14 protein-coding genes, 1 tRNA gene and 1 pseudogene are annotated in these 19,315 nt (G+C 64.4%); 9 read left to right on the top strand and 7 right to left on the bottom strand.

Going from position 1 to position 19,315, the window contains the following annotated elements:
• Window positions 1-3: 3 nt before the first annotated feature.
• The 5 genes and pseudogenes from C1720_RS04305 to C1720_RS04295 form a co-directional block, all read left to right on the top strand.
• A pseudogene (locus tag C1720_RS04305) lies at window positions 4-1,413 on the top strand (sigma-54-dependent transcriptional regulator); the annotation flags it as partial.
• Between the two features lie 21 nt (window positions 1,414-1,434).
• Window positions 1,435-1,962, top strand: coding sequence for a helix-turn-helix domain-containing protein (locus C1720_RS14700; protein ID WP_199171019.1), 528 nt, complete (start codon window positions 1,435-1,437; stop codon window positions 1,960-1,962).
• Window positions 1,943-2,569 carry a 1,6-anhydro-N-acetylmuramyl-L-alanine amidase AmpD gene (gene ampD, locus C1720_RS04300; RefSeq protein WP_102283355.1) on the top strand — a complete coding sequence of 209 codons (627 nt, stop codon included), beginning with the start codon at window positions 1,943-1,945 and terminating at the stop codon, window positions 2,567-2,569. The genes C1720_RS14700 and ampD overlap by 20 nt, the downstream gene beginning before the upstream one ends.
• Window positions 2,570-3,040: 471 nt before the next feature.
• The gene (locus tag C1720_RS13625; RefSeq protein WP_156304086.1) at window positions 3,041-3,193 is read left to right on the top strand and encodes a hypothetical protein; all 153 of its coding nucleotides are present in this window, start codon (window positions 3,041-3,043) and stop codon (window positions 3,191-3,193) included.
• 123 nt (window positions 3,194-3,316) lie between these two features.
• On the top strand, window positions 3,317-4,432 hold the full coding sequence (locus tag C1720_RS04295; RefSeq protein ID WP_199170951.1) for a hypothetical protein: 1,116 nt from the start codon (window positions 3,317-3,319) through the stop codon (window positions 4,430-4,432).
• Window positions 4,433-4,769: 337 nt separating this feature from the next.
• Here the strand turns inward: C1720_RS04295 and C1720_RS14180 are convergent, their stop codons facing one another.
• Both C1720_RS14180 and ypfJ read right to left on the bottom strand, forming a co-directional pair.
• The gene (locus C1720_RS14180) at window positions 4,770-5,123 is read right to left on the bottom strand and encodes a transposase (RefSeq protein WP_439650767.1); all 354 of its coding nucleotides are present in this window, start codon (window positions 5,121-5,123) and stop codon (window positions 4,770-4,772) included.
• Window positions 5,124-5,200: 77 nt separating this feature from the next.
• The gene (gene ypfJ, locus C1720_RS04285) at window positions 5,201-6,067 is read right to left on the bottom strand and encodes a KPN_02809 family neutral zinc metallopeptidase (protein WP_050715453.1); all 867 of its coding nucleotides are present in this window, start codon (window positions 6,065-6,067) and stop codon (window positions 5,201-5,203) included.
• 786 nt (window positions 6,068-6,853) lie between these two features.
• On the opposite strand from ypfJ, the gene C1720_RS13620 reads away from it, so the two are divergent.
• Window positions 6,854-7,003, top strand: coding sequence for a hypothetical protein (locus C1720_RS13620; RefSeq protein WP_158241627.1), 150 nt, complete (start codon window positions 6,854-6,856; stop codon window positions 7,001-7,003).
• A gap of 42 nt (window positions 7,004-7,045) precedes the next feature.
• On the opposite strand, the gene C1720_RS04280 is transcribed toward C1720_RS13620, so the two are convergent.
• Entirely contained in the window at window positions 7,046-7,702 is a 657-nt protein-coding gene (locus tag C1720_RS04280; RefSeq protein WP_158241626.1) for a DUF2726 domain-containing protein, read from the bottom strand.
• An 88-nt stretch (window positions 7,703-7,790) separates the two neighbouring features.
• Between C1720_RS04280 and C1720_RS04275 the strand changes: the two genes are divergently transcribed.
• The 3 genes from C1720_RS04275 (at window position 7,791) to C1720_RS04265 (ending at window position 15,582) form a co-directional block, all read left to right on the top strand.
• The gene (locus C1720_RS04275; RefSeq protein ID WP_102283351.1) at window positions 7,791-8,576 is read left to right on the top strand and encodes a 3-oxoacyl-ACP reductase; all 786 of its coding nucleotides are present in this window, start codon (window positions 7,791-7,793) and stop codon (window positions 8,574-8,576) included.
• A 137-nt stretch (window positions 8,577-8,713) separates the two neighbouring features.
• The gene (locus tag C1720_RS04270) at window positions 8,714-9,676 is read left to right on the top strand and encodes a porin (RefSeq protein WP_102283350.1); all 963 of its coding nucleotides are present in this window, start codon (window positions 8,714-8,716) and stop codon (window positions 9,674-9,676) included.
• 344 nt (window positions 9,677-10,020) lie between these two features.
• Window positions 10,021-15,582: a DNA repair ATPase gene (locus C1720_RS04265; RefSeq protein WP_102283349.1), complete on the top strand. Its 5,562-nt coding sequence runs from the start codon at window positions 10,021-10,023 to the stop codon at window positions 15,580-15,582.
• A gap of 862 nt (window positions 15,583-16,444) precedes the next feature.
• Here C1720_RS04265 and C1720_RS04255 read toward each other — a convergent pair.
• The 4 genes from C1720_RS04255 to ispE form a co-directional block, all read right to left on the bottom strand.
• Complete coding sequence (locus C1720_RS04255; RefSeq protein WP_102283347.1) at window positions 16,445-17,065, bottom strand: 50S ribosomal protein L25/general stress protein Ctc; 621 nt, start codon at window positions 17,063-17,065, stop codon at window positions 16,445-16,447.
• Between the two features lie 98 nt (window positions 17,066-17,163).
• Window positions 17,164-18,141 (bottom strand): ribose-phosphate pyrophosphokinase, encoded by a 978-nt coding sequence (locus tag C1720_RS04250; RefSeq protein ID WP_050715458.1) that lies wholly within the window; start codon window positions 18,139-18,141, stop codon window positions 17,164-17,166.
• A 66-nt stretch (window positions 18,142-18,207) separates the two neighbouring features.
• Window positions 18,208-18,284, bottom strand: a tRNA-Gln gene (locus tag C1720_RS04245).
• A gap of 22 nt (window positions 18,285-18,306) precedes the next feature.
• Window positions 18,307-19,164 (bottom strand): 4-(cytidine 5'-diphospho)-2-C-methyl-D-erythritol kinase, encoded by an 858-nt coding sequence (gene ispE, locus C1720_RS04240; protein ID WP_102283346.1) that lies wholly within the window; start codon window positions 19,162-19,164, stop codon window positions 18,307-18,309.
• Window positions 19,165-19,315 lie beyond the last annotated feature (151 nt).

Raw genomic sequence — 19,315 nt, 5'->3', positions numbered from 1 at the left:
GCCATGACTACAGCCGCACGCATTCTTGTCGTTGATGACGAACCCGACCTGCTCACCCTCTACGAGCTGGCCCTCATCCGCGAAGGCCATCAGGTGCAGACCGCCAGCACGCTGGCCGAAGCCCGCAGCGCCCTGGCTGAAACCACGTTTGACGTGCTCATTACCGACATGCGCCTGCCTGACGGCCTGGGCATGGAGCTGCTGCGCGAACTGGCCGCCGCCAGAAGGCCGGAGCGCAGCATCATGGTGACGGCCTACGGCTCTCCCGAAACCGCCGTGGAAGCCCTCAAGGCCGGCGCGTTTGACTACCTCACCAAGCCGGTCGAACTCAAACAGCTGCGCACCGTTGTCGCCTCCGCCTTGCAAGACGCGCCCGCGCCTGCCAGGGCTGCTGCCCCGGCAGCATCTGCTGCGCCCGCCGCTCCGCAAGCTGCGGCGGCGCGCCCGGCTCCGGCCACCCTGCCCCCTGCCGCGCCTGCTGCACCCGCTGCGCCTGCATTCGAAGGCGAAGACATCAGCCCGCAAGGCCAGGCGGCGCTGGCGCGGCTGGTAGGCCAGTCGCCCGCCATGCAAATGGCCAAGCAGCGCATAGCCAAAGTGGCCCGCAGCATGGCCCCCGTGCTGGTGCACGGCGAATCGGGCACGGGCAAAGAGCTGGTGGCAAGTGCCGTGCATGCATGCAGCCACCGCGCCAGCGGGCCGTTCGTGCCCGTCAATTGCGGCGCCATTCCTGAGAACCTGCTCGAAGCCGAATTTTTCGGCGCACGCAAAGGCTCCTACACCGGCGCCACGCAAGACCGTGCCGGCTTTTTTCAGGCCGCTGCGGGCGGCACGCTGTTTCTGGACGAAATCGGCGACCTGCCCCTGGCCATGCAGGCCAAGCTGCTGCGCGCCATACAGGAGCGGCGCGTGCGCCCGCTGGGCGCCACCCAGGAAGAGCCTGTAGACGTGCGCATCGTCAGCGCCACCCACAAAGACTTGGCCGCCCAAGTGCAGGCCGGCCACTTCCGGCAAGACTTGTATTACCGCCTGAACGTCATTGAACTCATCGTGCCGCCCCTGCGCGAGCGCCGCGAAGACCTGCCCCTGCTTTGCCAAGCGCTGCTCGCGCGCATCGCCAGCGAGGCGGGCAGCCCGCCGCTGGCCCTGACGCCGCAGCTCATGCGCGACATTGCCTCCCAGCCACTGGAAGGCAACGTGCGCGAACTTGAAAACCTGCTGCACCGCGCCGTGGCACTGGGCGAGGTAGCACCTGCTGGCAGCCCCGGCGCGCTGGACTGGGCCGATGCCGCGCGCATTGCCGCCGCCGCCACGCCCGCCTGGCCGCCGCCTGCCGCCGCCATGCCTGCGCCAGCGCTCGCGGCGGCATACCCGGCTGCGCCGCCGCATGCCCAGCCTCCCCAAGCGTTTCAGACGCCTCAAACGCTGCCTCAAATGCCGCCTCAAACACCGTCTCTTCAGGCGCCGCTCCCGCAAGCGCCGTTTTACGGCCAGCCTGCCGCGTCCGCGCAGCCGCCGCAGCCTTACCCGCTGCCATCCGCCGTGGCGGCGCAGCCTTTCGTGCCGCCTCCCGCGCCTGCCGCGTTCCAGCCGCCCGCGCCCACCTTCGCCGAGCAGACGGCCCGCGCGGCCCAGGCGTATGGCGCTCCTTTTTCGCTGGAGCCTGCGCCTGCCGCGCCGCCCGCCGCGCCCGTTTCAGATGCGGGCCTGCCACCGGGCGAGGCCGTTGCCAGCGGCCAGACGCCCCTGCCGTCTGATCTGGAAGCCTGGCTCAACGAGCAGGAGCGCCAGGTGCTCATCCGCGCGCTCAATGAAACGGGCTTCAACCGCACGGCCGCCGCCGCCCGCCTGGGGCTGAACCTGCGCCAAATCCGCTACCGCATGGCGCGCCTGGGCATCGTTCCGCCCGGCAGCCACGCCGAAGAAAGCGGTAACGACGGCGATGACGGCGAAGCAGCCTGACCCCGCTTTTCCCGCTACTCCCGCCGCCTCCGTCTGGCAAGCCGGCTGGTTAGCTGGCGCGCGCCGCTGCCCCTCGCCCAACATTGGCGCGCGTCCTGCGGGCGTGATGATCGACCTCGTCGTCATCCACTCCATCAGCCTGCCGCCCGGCCAGTACGGCGGCGACGAAGTGCAGCGCCTGTTCACCAATACGCTGGACTGGGACGCCCACCCCTGGTTCAGCCAGATACGCGGCCTGCAAGTGTCGGCCCACTTCTACATCCGCCGCACGGGCGAACTCTGGCAGTTCGCTCCCGTGCAGGCGCGCGCCTGGCACGCGGGCGCTTCCAGCTACGAGGGCCGCCCCAACTGCAACGACTACTCCATCGGCATCGAGCTGGAAGGGCTGGAAGGCGGCCTGTTTGAAGACGCCCAGTACGCCACGCTGGCCGCCCTGTGCCGCGCGCTGGCTACTGCCTTCCCCATCCGCGCCGTGGCAGGCCACGAGCACATTGCCCCAGGCCGCAAGCATGACCCCGGCAGCGGCTTTGACTGGCCGCGCCTGCGCCGCGCTTTGCAAGATCTTCATTGGCGTTTCCCATGCACTGATGCGCCGCCGCAACCGTAGTGGTCCGCACCAGGGCGCGGGACGGGTATCAACAGCAGACGGATAGACGTTATTTTTGCTACTTTATTTGTAGCGCAATGTCCTAGTAAATACTGCGCCACTTGATATTTTGATGCCCTGTTTTTCGCTCCTTTTTTTTGATTCATTCAGGCTTGCGGTGCATGCACATAGCCCGCCTGCGGGCGGCGAAAAACCGCTTGTGCGGGGTCTGTATCGGGCGGCAGCGGCAGCCGCGCGCAACGGCCGCCTAGCGAGTAACACCAGCCGGGAACGATCCCCGTTAGCAAATTGAGGCTGTCAGCATTGAAGGGCCTCTGGCGGCTTTTTAGTCAAGCCGAACCGGTTGCTTTCCCATTTTTTCCATGAAAGGCTTTATATGGAGGGTTTTTTTTTTTCTTTCAGCTGCTAGCCAATGCGCCTGCTCTCAAGTGGGTGGAGGCGGCGGAGCATCAGCCGCAGTCAATAAAACCCATGGAGGAGGTAGCCGATTTACCGAATGAAGATGCCAGTGCGGTGGTGAGCAAGCTTTCAGAAGCAGCCATGGCTATTTATGCCAAATCGGTCATAAATGCCAAAGCGTATAGGCAGTTGGGCGATTCAGGTTCGTTTGGCACGGGGCAATGACTTGAAGGAAGATCACGCAGAGTTGTTCAATAGCCCTAATTTCAGTGACGCCAATAAAAGGTAAAAACCGTCAATGCGTTAATCAGCAACACGGTCGCAGTGGTGGTTCTGAGACTGCCGCCTTTGGGCGGTGCCGGTGTAACTGCGGGCGCGACGGGAAGTGGTGTTGCAGCCAAAGCCTTCTACGATCAATCCGTCAGTGCCAAGCACGATGCCGTGGCCAAACTGCTGGATGCCTCTTTGCCTGTTGGCAGCGCCCGCCAGCGTCCGAACGGAGAAAAAGATAAGGAGACAGCATATAAGTCGAATCCGATTGACCTATTTCGTAGCGACATGGATTCTTGTCAGAAACAGCGCGCAGCCATGAAACCAGGGACGCTTATCCGCCTGACGCACAGGCGCAAGGCTGGGCTGGACCATGCATGGCTGCTTGTCAACCTGATTGCGCTGTTGGTGGCGTGCAAAGATGCGTGTTCACAACCTGTCCGGCACGACGCCGAAGCCACCCCCAGCGCCGGGAGCACTTTCATGACCGCTCACCACAAACCCAAGCCCCAGCAAGCTGCGCAGACCATCGCCAGCTTGCGTGATGCTTTGCGCGCAGGCAATGCGCAGGCCGTAACGCAAGTGACGGCGCTGGTGACCGGCACGCAGGCCCCCGAAGTGGTGCAGGCCTTGGCGCTACACGCACAAGAGCGCGACGGGCGTGCGCTTCACGACTGGGCGCGGGCGCTGCTGCGCGCGGGCGACACCCAGCCCCTGGCCGATGTGCTGGCACGGCTGGTGTTAGGAGGGCAATTGCAGCAGCCAGCGCCACAGCGCTTTAACACGGCCACTGCGCCATCGACATCCCATGCCCCAGCTGCGCCCTATGCGCCGTACACCCCTGCGGCAACGCTGGGCTATTGGGCTGGTGTTTTGCAGGCTGCCTTGGTATCGGCAGCGCCCGACGAAAGCGCGCGTGGCAAGCTGGTTGAACGCCTGTTGGCTTATGCGGCCAGCCTGGCTGATGCCACGCCAGCCGGTCGTCAATGGCGCATGCTGAATCTGGATTCAAATACGGCTCGCAAGATGTCTCCAGACACCCGTCTGAGCAACGCCATGCGTCCACTGGCTGTCAATGGCATCCGGGCCAATGGTGAGCCGGATGTTGAAACGGCAGACGAGAGCGGGCCGTTTTCCGCGTTCATGGGCGCTGCTAGGCTTGTGCGTGAAGGCCTGGAGCGCAATGCCAGATAGAGAGCTGCGGATTTCAACGGCTCACTTCAACTGTCCATCAGCGGCTGGCAGGCAAGGGCAAAGCCCTCAGAGCCTGTACGAAATCCGCCCATGGGTGCAGCCCACGTTTTGTTCGCGGCTGCCTGCCGCCACGCAGCAAACCACACCGCTATCGCTACAAGGCTTCACGCATGCTGCACAGCAGCCCGCGCTGCGGCATGCATGTCGGCCATGCCGGAAAGAGAAAGAGGGGAGGCGAATTTGCCCCTGATTTCATAGCATGAAGTCTTGGTGAAATCAGCGCGAAAAGGGTTTTTTGGCCCTGCAAATTTGCTCCTTTTTAATTGAGATTCCGCCCTTAAAACGATCCCAAAAGTCTGGCCATGCGCCGGACGCAAGCGATCCTGATGAATGCTTCAGCTGAGGCCACGCTGACTTCGTCGTCCTTACTTAATCTTCTCGATTGACTTATTAGCCAGGCAAGCATGAACAGCCTGATCAGCAAAGCCCTGGCTCCTGCCCGGTCTTGAATGCCAGCCGAGTGCATCACCACGGCCGACAGCAGTCCCATCGGGTCTACGGCTATGTGGCGCTTGCGCCCAAGATTTTTTTTGCTTGCGTCATATCCGCGCTGCCCCTTTTGAGACGGTCTTGACCGATTGGGAGTCGATGACGACCGCGCTGGGTTTGGCCCGCATGCCTTGGCGCGCACCTTCTGGTACAGCAGCGTCAGCAGCACGTCCCACACGCTGCGCTGACGTCAGCGGGCAAAGGTGTTGTAGATCTGTTTTAAAGCGACTGCGCGCCGAAAGTGTCGCAAGCCGCCACGCTGCCGCTTTTGTATCCCGTCAAAAACCAGCGCTGGCGCTGGGCGCTGGTGCCGTGGGTGAAGGTGTCGGGCCGGGCCACGCCAGACTGCTCGCGCTGGAGATGGTCATCGCCGATCTGGGCGGCGGCATTGATGGCTGATTCCAGATCGCCTTGCTCCAGCCACTGTTTGGCCCGTTGCGACTGGTGCGCCCAGATGCCCGCATAGCAATCGGCTTGCAGCTCCACGCGCACCGACAAGGCGTTTTGCTCGCGCTGGCTGATGCGCCCGCGCAAGGCATCTACCTTCTGCGTGGTGCCCAGCAGCGTCTGCACGTGGTGCCCCACCTCATGCGCAATGACATAGGCCCGCGCGAATTCGCCCGGCGCGCCCAGTTGCCGGCTCAGGGTGTCAAAAAAATCCATGTCCAGATACACCTTGCGGTCACCAGGGCAATAAAACGGCCCCATCGCCGCCTGCCCTGTGCCGCAAGCCGTAGGCGTTGCGCCCCGGTACAGCACCAGACGCGGCGGCTGGTACCGCGCCCCTGCCGCAGCGAACACCTGCTGCCAGGCATCTTCGGTTGAAGCCAGCACGGTAGATACAAAAGCGGCATCCCGGTCATTGGCGGGCGGCTGCCTTGCAGGCGCCTGATGCGCCACCTGTGTTTGTCCGCTGCCCGCCAGCAAACCCAGCGTGGTCAGCGGATTGATGCCAAACACGCCCCAGGCCACCAGCGCAATGACGACGCTGCCCACGCCAATGCCGCGCCCGCCCACGCCGAAGCTACCGCCGGAACCACGCCGGTCTTCCACATTGTCAGACTGTCGATTGCCTTCCCATTTCATCGCAAATGCTCCCGCGTTCCAAACCTGCAAATGAAAAGATGGTAGCCCCGGACAGAGGCTGCCTTCTGGCTGGCGCGCCGGTCTTCTGCTCCGGACGAAGCACGCCTCTTTCCGCGCGCAGGCCTTGTGGCATTTCATTAAACAGCAGGCCGGTCATAGATACTTTTGTGCCAGCCTGATCCGGATGGTCTTTTATTTCTGCCCATCTGGAGGCTGTTCTAAAAATCATCCTCAATACCGCACCATCGTTTGACGATATTACAGTCAACCTGTCGTGTGGGTATTATGTTAGCGTATTGAAAACACGCGCCAGAAAACATACTCATGCGAAATTTCCAATTCAAGTTGTTCACTCAGTAATATGCTGTACATTTACAGCATCCTCCGCCCAGAAACCAAACCAAAAAAGCTCTGCGCATGGCCTGATGAAGAGGGATGAAAAGCAACCCAAAATACCCAACTGAAATATCCAAGCGACATTAACCGAAAACAGCTTGAGCGCATCTGCCCCCTATTGGAGAGGTAGGGCGCACGCAAGAGCACCCATCCGCGTAAGATGGCCCCTTACGATGTGTTTTGTGCCGCGCTGTTTTCTTGTGCGCGCTCTTTCTTTAACAGGCGCCTGGGGCCTGCTTCAATGTGCTTATGCCGCTCGTTTCAGGCTCGCTGCATTTGTGCCAGCAGGCAGCATGCCCTGCCACGTTGGAAAACCGGGTGGTAAATAGCACCACAGGCAGTCTGTGACGTTTTAAAGCAAGAGCGAGTTCAAGGAGAAAAAAGGCATTCATGCCCGTTTTGCCAGGACTCGGTGCTATTGATAAAAAAGCGCAACAAGCCGATACCAGCTGCCTGTTGCGCAGCCTGCCTCGCATCCGCGTTTCTTGCTATTTTCCGCAAGCCTTGATGCACGGCTTGGCAGACGTCGTTTCCTCTTGAGGCGAAGCGCCTCATTCGCGCCCACGGACTGCTGACAGGGTCTTATTTGTTCAGCTTGCCCGGCTCGCTGTCAGGAGGCAGGCCCATGAGGTCGGTGAGATTGGCCGGGCTGGTGGTGGTCGCCGCTGGTTTGCCGCCAGCCTGGCTGCCGCCTTTGTCTTGCTTGATGTAGTAGGAGGCGATGGGGTCGCGCGCGCGGCCCAGCGATTCGGCCAGCTTGGCGGCGAATTCTTCGGGCGGCGGCAGCTTGCTGACCGAGCGCTGGATGCGCAGCAGCCGCAAATCCACGCTCTTGAGCACCAGGGTTTTGAAGGCGGTTTCGCGGCGTTGCTGGTTTTCGTCGATGTTGGCGCTGCGCATGCGCACATCGAACACATGCTCGGCCTTGCCGTCAGGCGTGCAGACGACGAAATCCACCACATGCGCGGCCAGTTGCGCGGTGGCCAGAGCGCGGTTTTCGGAGTGGCGCACGGAAATGATCTGATCCATGCGGGGGCGGAACAGCACGGCGCGGCCCGGGAAAGCCTCGCGCAGGTACATCAGCAAGCTGATGTGCGCGGGCGAGATGGCTTCTTCCGTCGCGTAGCGGTTGTCGTCAATGGAGGCGGTGGATGACTTGTTTTGCTGCTTCATGTACAGCCACGCGCCAACGCCTGCCAGCACGGCGACGATGAGCAAAAGCCCCAATCCCAAAGACATGATGCGTGTTCTCCCTAGTGAAAAATGACGGCATGATAAGCGACTTTTTTCAACATTTGAACGATTTTTCTTGCAAGGAAACACCATCATGAACGCAATTGCGAGCGCAGCCTGCCCGCCGCTGGCGGCGCAGACCGTACTGGTGACGGGCGGCGCGCGCGGTCTGGGCCGCGCCATTTCGGAGGCCTTTTTGGCGCAAGGCGCACGCGTGCTCATCAACTGCCTGCATAGCCTGGAGGCGGCCCGCGCGCTGGCGGCGCAGCACCCCGGCCAAGCGCTGGCCGTGCAGGCGGATGTGCGTGACGCGCAGGCTGTGCAGGCCATGCTTGAGCAAGCGCGCGCGCACTTTGGCGCGCCTGTTTGCACCGTGGTGAACAACGCGCTGCCTGCCTTCAGCTTCAACGGCGACGCCCGTCCGCATGCCGATGCGCTGAGCTGGCAGGCCGTATCCGGCCAGCTCGAAGGCGTGCGCGCCGCGCTCAACACCACGCAGGCGGCGCTGGCGGGCATGCGGGCGCAGGGCTTTGGCCGCATCGTCAATATCGGCACCAATCTCGTGCAAAACCCCGTGGTGCCTTACCACGACTACACCGCAGCCAAGGCAGCGCTGCTGGCGCTCACGCGCACGCTGGCGCAGGAGCTGGGGCCGGAGGGCATCACGGTGAACATGGTCTCTGGCGGCCTGCTGCGCACCACCGACGCTTCTGCCGCCACGCCCGCAGCGGTGTTCGATCTGATTGCCGCCAGCACGCCCCTGCGCCGCGTGACCACGCCTGCCGAGCTGGCCGATGCCGTGCTGTTCTTCGCCTCGCCCTGGGCGCGCGCCGTGACGGGGCAGAACCTGATTGTGGATGGCGGCCTGGTCAAGCACTGATCGGCGCTGGCAGTCCGCCCGCAGCTGCCGTGCGGGCACAAGCAGGCATCAATTCAGCTCCTTATTCCATAGCATTAGGTCCTAGTAGAACGAGCGCGAGCGCCCATTTCTGGCTCCTAAATTTGCTCCTCTTATTGATGCAAAAAACCTTCTATTCGCGCCCGGGCCGCTTGGCCTTGGCCCTGCTGGCCGCCAGCCTTTTCGCGCCCGCCGTGGCGCAAGGACAGGACGGCGTCACGCTGTATGGACGCCTGGACGTCAATCTCACCCGCGCCCGAGGTCAGAAATGGCACATGGATCGCGCCTCGCACAGCCGCATCGGCCTGCGCGGCAGCGAAGATCTGGGCGGAGGCCTGCGCGCCCAGTTCCAGCTTGAAAGCCGCATCAGCCTGAAAGACGGCGCTGTGGACGCCGCCCGCCCCTGGGGCCGCCAGGCCTGGCTGGGCCTGCGCGGCCCTTGGGGCGCGCTGCGCATGGGGCGCTCTTACTCGCCTTCGCGCTACGCCGCTTCCAGCTATGACGCAATGGACGGCGGCATCGGCACGCCAGGCACGCGCGCCCTGCTGCTGGGCCACGCTTCAGCCACCTTCGTGCGTTTTGAAAACGGCGTGTATTACGAAACCCCCCGGCTGGCGGGTTTGGCCTTGTCTGCCGCCGTCTCGCTCCATGCCGCAGGCGGCGCAAAGCCCCGGCGCCGGGCGCGTTCACTTCGCCTGCACTATCGGCGTGGCGCGGCAGATCTCTCCGTGGCCTACGGCCAGTCAGGCGAAGGCGGGCATGTGGCATCAGCGGGCCTGGCATGGGATTTCGGCTTCATCAAACCAATGGCCCAGTTCCATGCAGGCGCCCGCGAGGGGCGCCGCCGCGCCGCCTGGCAGATCGGTCTGGCGCTGCCCAGCGGCGCGGGCGAATGGCGCGCCGCTTTTTCGCGGCTCGATGACCGTGGCCCTGCGCCGCAGGCCGACCGCAAGCTGCTGGCTTTGAGCTACCGCCACAAGCTCTCCCGGCGCACCCTGCTCTACGCCACGGTGGCGCATGACCAAGCCCGCAGTCAGCCAGGCCGCAAAGGCATTGAGCTGGGACTGCGGCATTCTTTTTGAGCATGGGTTCTGAAGGCCCGTTCAAAGTTCGCCTTGGGTGCGGAAAGCGCAGCCTCGGGTGATCTGGGGCGTTGCAAATCCTCGCCGAAGCACGAGATCCGTTTGCGCCTTGCCGTTCGCGCTGATCCTCTGCCCCTGACGGTCAGATTGCAAACAGGCTCTGGGGGCGTGAAGCGGCGCATCGCGGACACGGTCTGTTTCCTGCTGTTCATCGCTGTTTCCGTCTGTTCATTCCGATAGCATCCGCCAGGCTGCTGGCCGCATGGAGCTGGCGGCGCGCTCCCATTTCCCATTCCACATTTCCCATTCCATCCCGCCCGCCTGATCCGCCAAGGACCGCCCTCATGAATGCCCCTGAAGAACGCAACGCCGAACGCGCCGCCGAAAACCCCGAAGCCGCCGCCGTAGATGCCGTGGATGCCGCCGTGGCCGCCAGCAGCAGCTATGAGCTGCTGAAAAAGCGCCTGCAAGCGCAAGGCGGTGCGCTGCTGGACAAGGCGCTGGCGCTCAACGCCGGGCGGCAGGCGCAATTCGGGCAGACCGAGCAGCGCCTGGTGCTGCGCACGCGCGCGCGCACCGAGCACAACTGCGTGGCGCGCGACATGGTGCGCATCGGCCCCGGCAAGCTGCTGTTTGGCTTCAACGTGTTCATGGGCTTGCGGCAGGAAACGGGCGTGGGCGACGTGTTCGCGCTCTACGAGCTGGCGCACACCGAGGGCGAGGCGGAAAGCGACGAGCTGATCGCCCTGCCCATTGAGGGTAGCTTTTTGCAAGACGCGCGCTTTGTGGCCGATTTCCGCGAGCTGTATACCTATTACAAACATGCCACGCTGCGGCAGCTCACGCACACGCAAGAATATGTGCTGGCTTCATTTCAAATCGGGCAGCAAAACCAGGATATTCGCGTATTCCGCTGGCGCTATGAATCCGACGGCAGCCTGACTTATGTGGACAACCGCGGCGAGCGCGATATTGCCCTGCCCGCCAGCCATGATTTTGAATGGACGGCCGTCACGCGCGAGCAGCACGTGAGCGGGCGGCATCCGCACATCAATATTCTGGACACGGTTTTTGTTGAAACCACGGGCGGCGATTTGACCGTGAAGGTGGAAAACAATACCGAATCGGGCCTGGGCATTTACAGCGAGCCGGTGGAAGACGCCAGCCAGGCGCTGGGCGATGCCGAAATTGCCTACGCGAAACTGGGCCGGCTGATTTTGCTGCGCATACGCCCGTACCGTGAAAGCACGGTGCGCTATCTGGTTTACAACCAGCGCACGCAGCAGGTGGTGCGCATTGATGCCATCGGCGCTTCCTGCGTGCAATTGCCCGAAGACCACGGCATTATCTTTCCGGGCGGCTATTATTTGCAATCAGGCGAATACAAGCAGTTTGATTTGCCGGCCGAAACGGCGGCCAATTTGCGTTTTGCCCGCATGTTGCGCTCGCCCAATGGCGAAGATGTGGCGTATATCTTTTACGGCAGCACGCCCCATAACGGAAAATCAGGCCAGGGCCACTCCGATATTTCGCATCTGGATATTCCGCATTACGCCCTGTTTACATACAACCTGATTGAAAAGCGGCTGGCCGCGCCGATTATGGCCAACGGTTTTGCCCGGTTTTATGACGGGCGGGTGCTGGTTTTTCAGGCCACGCAAGGCGAGGCCACGCGCATACACCCCATGCAGCTGTGGCAAACGCCTTTTGCCACGGAGGAATACGCCAGCCGCCAGCCGGGGCGGCACGGCACGGGCTTTTATGGCCGCGTGGGCAATGCCGATTTGGTGCGCGGCATTTCCGACCTGAACGGCATTGCCCGCGCGGTGCGCGAGCAAGCGCCCACGCGCACGGCGTATGAAGACCTCATCCGCCAGTGCCAGCGCGCGCGCGATGCCTACTTCTGGCTGGACGCGCCAGAGGCCGGCCAAGCCGCGCAAGACCTGCACGCCATCGAGCAAACGGCGCAGGCCACGCTGGCCGAGTTCGAGAAAGTGGAGGCCATCCGCGCCAGCACGGCGCGCGCACTGGACGCCGCCGAATCGAAAACGCGCGAGCTGCTGGGCGAGCTGGCCGCGCAGATGTGGCGCCAGCCCGCCGATTTCGTGCACGCGCTGGAGCAGCTGCGCCAGCGCCAGGGCGAGATGCATGCGCTGCGCGAATTGCGCTATGCCGATGTGCCGCGCATCGACGGCATGGCGCAGCAGCTGGCCGCCGAGCAGCAGCGCGTGGGCGAGCGCGCCCTGCAATTTCTGGGCGGCGAAAAAGCCTTTGCCGCGCAAGAGCAGGCGCTGGCGCAACTGACCCAGCAGCTGCCGCAGGCGGGCAGCGCCACGCAAGTGGGCGACATGCTGGCCGGGCTGGACGCGCAAGCGGCCGGGCTGGACTTGCTGAGCGAGCAAATCGGCCTGCTGCCGGGCGGCGACGCCGTGCAGCGCACCGCCATCCTGGACCGCATTGCGCGGCTGTATGCCGACATCAACCGTCTGCGCGCCGAGGCCCGCCAGCGCCGCCGCACGCTGGGCGCAGGCGAGCAGCGGGCCGAATTTGGCGCGCAGTTCAAACTGTTCGGCCAGGCCGTGGAAAACGCGCTGGAGCTGGCCGACACGCCCGAAAAATGCGACGAGGCGCTCACCCGCCTGCTGGCGCAGCTGGAAGACATCGAGGCGCGCTTTGCCGAGCAGGAAGACTTTCTGGCCGACATTGCCGCCCAGCGCGAAGCCGTTTACGAAGCCCTGGGCGCGCGCCGCCAGAGCCTGCTGGACGCGCGCCAGCGCCGCGCCAAGGCCCTGGCCGACGCGGCGGGCCGCATTCTGGACGGCGTGCCGCGCCGCGTGGCCAGCTTTGCCGACATGGCGCAAGTGCACAGCTACTTTGCCGCCGACCCCCTGCTGGCCAAGCTGCGCGAGCAGGTGGCCGAGTTGCGCCGCCTGGGCGCGGCCGTGGCGGCCGATGACCTGGCCACGCGCCTGAAGGCCGCGCAAGAGCAGGCCATGCGCGCCGTGCGCGACCAGCGCGACCTGGCCGCTGAAGACGCCGCAGGGGGCGCGGGCGGCATCCGCCTGGGCCAGCACGTCTTTACCGTCAATCGCCAGCCCATCGACCTGACGCTGGTGGCGCATGAAGAAGGCGGCCAGCCCGCGCTGGCCTGGCAGATCACCGGCACCGACTACCTGGCCCCCGCGCGAGACGAGCGCCTGCTGGCGCTGCGCCCTTTCTGGAACCAGCCGCTGGCGTCTGAAACGCCGCAACTGGCCCGCGCCGAATGGCTGGCCGCCCAGTGGCTGGACGCCGTGCAGGCCGGCCAGGCCGAACCCGGCTGGGACGCGCTGCTGGCCGCGCTCGCCGAATCTGACCTTGCCGACCCTGCCGCCCCTGCTGAATCCGCTGAAAACGGCGAAGCGGCCGCCCCCGCTGCCCTGCTGGAGCCGCTGCGCCGCTTTGCCGCCGCCCGCTACCAGGAGGGCTACCAGCGCGGCATTCATGACGATGACGCGCTGGCCATCGTGCGCGCCCTTGCCCCCATGCAGGCCGCCGCCGGGCTGCTTATCTACAGCGGCGCGGCCCGCGCGCTGGCCCTGCTGATGTGGGAAAACGGCCTGCGCGACGAAGCGCGCGAATCGCTGGCCCGGCGCGCGCGCGCCGCGCAAGGCATTGCGCTACTGTTTTCAGAGCGCCAAAGCGTTGATGCGCTTGCGGCAGAGGCGGATTTGATGCTGCAAGCCTTCGCGGCCGAACACCCCGATGTGCTGCAAGAGCTGCTGCCCGCCGACGACGCGCAAGAGCGCGCCAGCCTGTGCCGCGAAGCCGCCGCCTACCTTGCGCGCGAGCTGGCGCAAGGCGAAGCCGAAGGGGGCCTGACCTGGGCCGCCAGCGGCAGCGGGCAGGACTTGGCTGCCGCGCTGGAGCGCTCGCTGGACAGCGGCGGCCAGCTGGCGGCCTGGCAGCGCGACCTGGCCGCCGCCGCTGCGCTGGAGAAGTGGCGCATCGCCCGCCAGTGGGCCAGTGCCTTCGCGCAAGCCCAGGGCAAAGACAGCGCCGCACGCCCGGACAGCGTGGAAGACGCCGCCACCTGCCTGGCGTGCGCCGCCGCGCGCCGCCGCGTCAATGCCGCTCTCACCGCCACCGTCACCGGCCTGCGCAGCGAGCACCCGCGCATCACGAACGGCGCGCTGGCGCTGGATCTCAATGACTTCTGGCAGCGCGTGCGCCGCCACCGCGAGCGCGTGCTGCCCGGCTTTCACGCCTTCCAGACCCTGCGGCACGAGCTGCTGGAGCAAGAGCGCGCCCGCCTGCACCTGGCGCAGTTTCAGGCCCAGCCCCTCACCACCTTCGTGCGCAACCGGCTCATTGACGAGGTGTATCTGCCGCTCATCGGCGCCAACCTTGCGCGGCAAATCGGCGCGGCGGGCGAAGCCAGCCGCAGCGACCGCAGCGGGCTGCTGCTGCTCATCTCCCCGCCCGGCTACGGCAAAACCACGCTCATGGAATACGTGGCCCAGCGGCTGGGGCTGGTGTTCGTGCGCATCAACTGCCCGGCGCTGGGCCACGGCGTGACCAGCATCGACCCCGCCGCCGCCCCCAACAGCGCCGCGCGCCAGGAGCTGGAAAAGCTCAACCTCGGCCTGGCGATGGGCAGCAACGTCATGCTGTATCTGGACGACATCCAGCACACCCACCCCGAATTCCTGCAAAAGTTCATCGCCCTGGCCGACAGCACCCGCCGCATCGAAGGCGTATGGCAGGGCCAAAGCCGCACCTGGGACATGCGCGGCAAGCGCTTTGCCATCGTCATGGCCGGCAACCCCTACACCGAATCGGGCGAAGTCTTCCGCATCCCCGACATGCTCGCCAACCGCGCCGACATCTACAACCTGGGCGACGTGCTCACGGGCCGCGAAGAAGCGTTTGCCCTTTCCTACATCGAAAACAGCCTCACCAGCCACCCCGTCACCCAGCCGCTGGCCAGCCGCGAGCCGCAAGACGTGCAGCTGCTCGTTCGCATGGCCCAGGGCGAGACCGTGGACGCCGCCCGCCTGGCCCACCCCTACAGCGCCGCCGAACTGGAAGAAATCCGCAACCTGCTGGTGCGCCTGATGAGCGTGCGCGACGTGCTGCTCAAGGTCAATCAGGCCTACATCCAGTCCGCCGCGCAAGACGACCGCTACCGCCAGTCGCCCCCCTTCCGGCTGCAAGGCAGCTACCGCAACATGGCGCGCCTGGCCCCGCAAGTCACCCCGCTGATGACACCGCAGGAAATCGGCGATCTGCTGCGCGACCACTACCGCGCCGAAGCCCAGACCCTCACCAGCGGCGCGGAAGAAAACCTGCTCCAGCTCGCCCAGCTCACCGGCCAGGCCACTGAAGCAGAAACCGCCCGCTGGCAGCAAGTGCAGGCCGAATTCCGCCGCCAGCGCCAGATGGGCGGCGCCGATGACGACCCCGCCATCCGCATCACGCGCGGCCTGCTCGATATTTCACGCAGCCTCGAAGCCCTCAACCCCGAAAAAACCGCCGAGAAACTCGCCCGCCAGCTCACGCAAGGCCACATGCTCCTGGCACGGCCCCTGACCGCGCTGGCCCGCAGCATCAAGGAAGGCGACGCGGCCACCCAGCGCCAGCTGCAAGACACCCTGTCCGCCACGGCAGCCGCCCTCAAGGCCTTGCAGGGCGCCGCCGCCGATCTGGCCCAGCACAGCGACCGCGCCCAGGAAAAGCGCATGGTCGAAGCGCTGCTGTCGCTTTCCGTCACCTACCGCCAGCTCATCATGCCGCTGGTGCGCGGCATCGAAGCGCGCCTGGGCCACGACGCGCCAACACGGGCGCAGACACACGCGCAAATCGAACAAGTGGAAAAAGAGCTGCGCAAGCTGGAGCAAAAGGAACACGAGCCACGAAGCTCATGAACGGCGAAACGAAAAATCCCTGCGCGTGAAATGGCTCATGGGCCAAGCGGCATGCCGCAAGCGCATGGATGCCACCGCCGCCCGCGCGGGCAGCCCCCGCTTTGCGGAGCGGGCTGCATTTCAGGCGAGATCATGTGCGGCGGAGAATGGCTTTTTAGCTCCTTTATCCATAGCGCGATGTCCTAGTGGATATTGCGCAGAATGATATTTATGCCCCTTTGAATTTGCTCCTGTTTTGATTCATCTTGACGGTGCAGGCTTGCCCGCCCCGGCGCGGGCCGGCTGCAATCAGACGCCGGGCGTCATTGGCTCACGCGCATCGGCCCGTGAATGCGCCATGAAGCCGCGCTGGCAGGCGAAGCGGCGCGGCAGCCCTTTTTCAGCTTGCCTTCAGCAGCGCGCGCTGGCGGAAGACGGGGCGGAGGTGCACCGCCATCGGCAGGCAAGGCGGACGCGAGGCTGGCTGACCATGCTGATGGCGGTGCCGGACAGGCGACAGCTTCCGTCACGTCGTGCGAGACCATGGACGCGGCCAGCTGGCAGCGGGCCATTTCAGCCAGCAGCTGTGCATCTGGCCTTTGAAAGCCTGTTCATGCTCTGGCCGCATGGGACAAAAGCCCGCAGGCGGACCTTGCTGACCACTTGCAGATAGTGAACAGTTTTTTAGCTGGCCAAGGCACAAAAAAAGCCTGCCAAGTGTTCTTGGCAGGCTTTTGTGGCCCCGGCGGGCAAAGCCGAAGAGGAAAAGCAGCGGAGTCTGGAGGGACCGCCACGTAAATGGCGGTTTGTGGCGAGTTGCCGTGGCTTGCGCCTGGCGCGGCCCTGGCCGCGCTGCCCACGCTCTGGCTCCGGACTGGCGGCCTTATTCGGCGGCTGGCTGATCAGCCGCTGGCGCTGGCGCCTCGTCTTCGCTTTCACTGCTTGCCGCAGGCATGACCACCGTGACCAGCACGGGATCATTCTTGCCATGCAGAACAGGCTTGACGCCCTTGGGCAGAGCCACATCGCTCAGGTGCAAGGTAGCGCCGATTTCCAGCTTGGACAGATCGACCTCGATGGCTTCAGGCAGATCAGCGGGCAGGCACGAGATTTCGATTTCGGTCAGCACGGGGCTGATCAGCGCCTTGCCCAGCTTGACGGCGGGCGATTCTTCTTCGCCCTTGTAGTGCAGCGGCACTTTGGTGTGCAGGCGCGTCTTGGCCGACACGCGCTGGAAATCAACGTGCAGGATTTGCTGGCGCACGGGGTGCATTTGCAGATCGCGCAGCAGCACTTTGCTGGTTTGGCCGTTCAGCTCCATTTCCAGCACGGAGGCGTGGAAGGCTTCCTTTTTGACGGCTTGCCACAGCGCGTTGTGGTCCAGCTCGATCATTTGCGGCTGGGCTTCGCCGCCGTAAACAATGCCCGGCACCTTGCCAGCGTTGCGCAGGCGGCGGCTCGCACCCGTGCCTTGCGTGGATCGCTCAAAAGCGACAAATTTCATGTGTGACTCCTGTTTGAACCGTGCCGCGACCAGCCCGGTTCTGATGAAAAAAGGCCCGCACGCTGATGCCGTGCAGGCCCGCCTGGCCGTCTCCAGAATCAGAACAGGCCGTCCTGCTCCAGAAACAGACTCATGACCGATTCGCCGCGCGCAATGCGCTGCATGGTCTGCGCAAACAGCGGCGCGACCGAGAGCTGGCGAATCTTGTGGCACTGCGTGGCAGCGCCGGAAAGGGGGATGGTGTTGGTGACGACCACTTCATCCAGCGCCGTGCCGTTGGCGATGCGGTCAATGGCAGGGCCGGAAAAAATGGGGTGCGTGCAGTAGGCGTAAACCTTTTTCGCGCCGCGCTCCTTGAGCACTTCGGCGGCTTTGACGAGCGTGCCAGCGGTGTCGATCATGTCGTCCATGATGACGCAGTTGCGCCCGTCGATGTCGCCGATGATGTGCATGACTTCGCTCACATTGGCTTTGGGGCGGCGCTTGTCGATGATGGCCAGATCGCAGCCCAGCTGCTTGGCCAGCGCACGGGCGCGCACCACGCCGCCCACGTCAGGGCTGACGACCAGCAAATCGGTGTAGTTCTTCTGGCGCAAGTCGCCCAGCAGCACGGGCGAGGCGTAGATGTTGTCCACCGGAATGTCGAAAAAACCCTGGATCTGGTCCGCGTGCAGGTCCATCGTGAGCACGCTGGCCACGCCGACGGTTTGCAGCAGATTGGCCACCACCTTGGCGGAAATGGGCACGCGCGTGGAGCGCGGGCGGCGGTCTTGCCGCGCGTAGCCGAAGTAGGGGATGACGGCGGTGATGCTTTCGGCTGACGCGCGCTTGAGCGCGTCCACCATGATCAAAAGCTCCACCAGGTTTTCATTGGTGGGCGCGCAAGTGGGCTGCACGACAAAGACGTGGCGTCCGCGAATGTTTTGCTTGATTTCGACCGTGACTTCCCCGTCGGAGAAGCGGCCAACGGCGGCTGCGCCCAGGTTGATGCGGAGGTTGCTGGCGATTTCCTGCGCCAGCGCGGGGTTTGCGTTTCCGGCGAAAACCAGAAATTCGTTGGATGTGGAAGGCTGCATAAGCTGGCGCAGGATCAGTGGGACTTGTATGGCGCGCCGCGCAGCATGGCGCTTACCCAGAATGTTTGGCAGGGGAGGAAGGACTCGAACCCTCGCATGTCGGAATCAAAATCCGATGCCTTAACCAACTTGGCGACTCCCCTGCGCGGGATGATTCGCAATGAATCACCCTGAAATCTTGCCTGCCGCCCATCCGGCCAGCGGGTGGGCGGCAAGACTGCTGCATTCCTTCATCAGCCAGCCTTGCGGCGGCGTGATTAGGCCGCTTTGCCGCTCCTGATGAAGCGGCGCAAAAACAGCGCTGCCAGAGCCTGTCATCCGCGCATTCAGACCCGCAGATTGCAGCAGTTGAATGCCTTGGGTGACTTGCGGATTGAGCCGCTCGGCCACTGGCTGCAAATCGTTTTTGCCAAAGGCAAGCGGGCTTGCAGCGAAAGCGCGGACTATAGCAGGTTTCGTATTGCGCCGCAGCTCAGGCGAGCGAAAAATTTGCGCGGTATCCAGGCCGGCAGGCGGCTTGAGCACCACAAAGCGCGTGGGCGGCAGGTGAATGGCCTGCAGTTTTTCGCCCACGCCTTCGGCCCAGGCGTGGCGGCCAAAGAGGAAGAACGGCACGTCCGCGCCCAGTTGCAGGCCGATGTGCGCCAGCGCCGCGCCATCCAGCCCCAGTTGCCAAAGGCGGTTGAGCGCCAGCAGCGCCGTGGCGGCGTCTGAAGAGCCGCCGCCCATGCCCGCTTGCGCGGGAATGCGCTTTTCAATGGCGATGTGCGCGCCTTGCGTGCAGCCGGTGGCCGCTTGCAGGGCGCGGGCGGCGCGCAGCGTCAGGTCATCGGCAGGCAGCGGCGCGCCAAGGTCTTCGCGGCTCAGGCGGCCACCGGCGCGCCGCTCGATGTGCAGGGTGTCGCACCAGTCGATGAGCGCGAAGGCCGATTGCAGCAAGTGATAGCCGTCAGGGCGGCGGCCCGTGACGTGCAAAAACAAATTGAGCTTGGCTGGCGCGGGCAGGTCGTGTAGCGAGTGCATGGCAGCGAGGGAGTTCTGGCATGAAAAATACCGCAGGGGCAAAGACCGATCAAATTTCCTCCGGCCCGGCCAATGGCAAAAAAGCGTATTGATCGGCGGGCAATAAGCCTCGCGGCTTCGATGGCGCCGCATTGTTGTCCGCGCGGCTCTT

It is taken from the genome of Ottowia massiliensis, assembly GCF_900240305.1.
GTDB lineage: Bacteria > Pseudomonadota > Gammaproteobacteria > Burkholderiales > Burkholderiaceae_C > Ottowia > Ottowia massiliensis.
The sequence above is the reverse complement of the archived record's forward strand: the minus strand, read 5'-3'. Positions and strand labels throughout refer to the sequence as shown.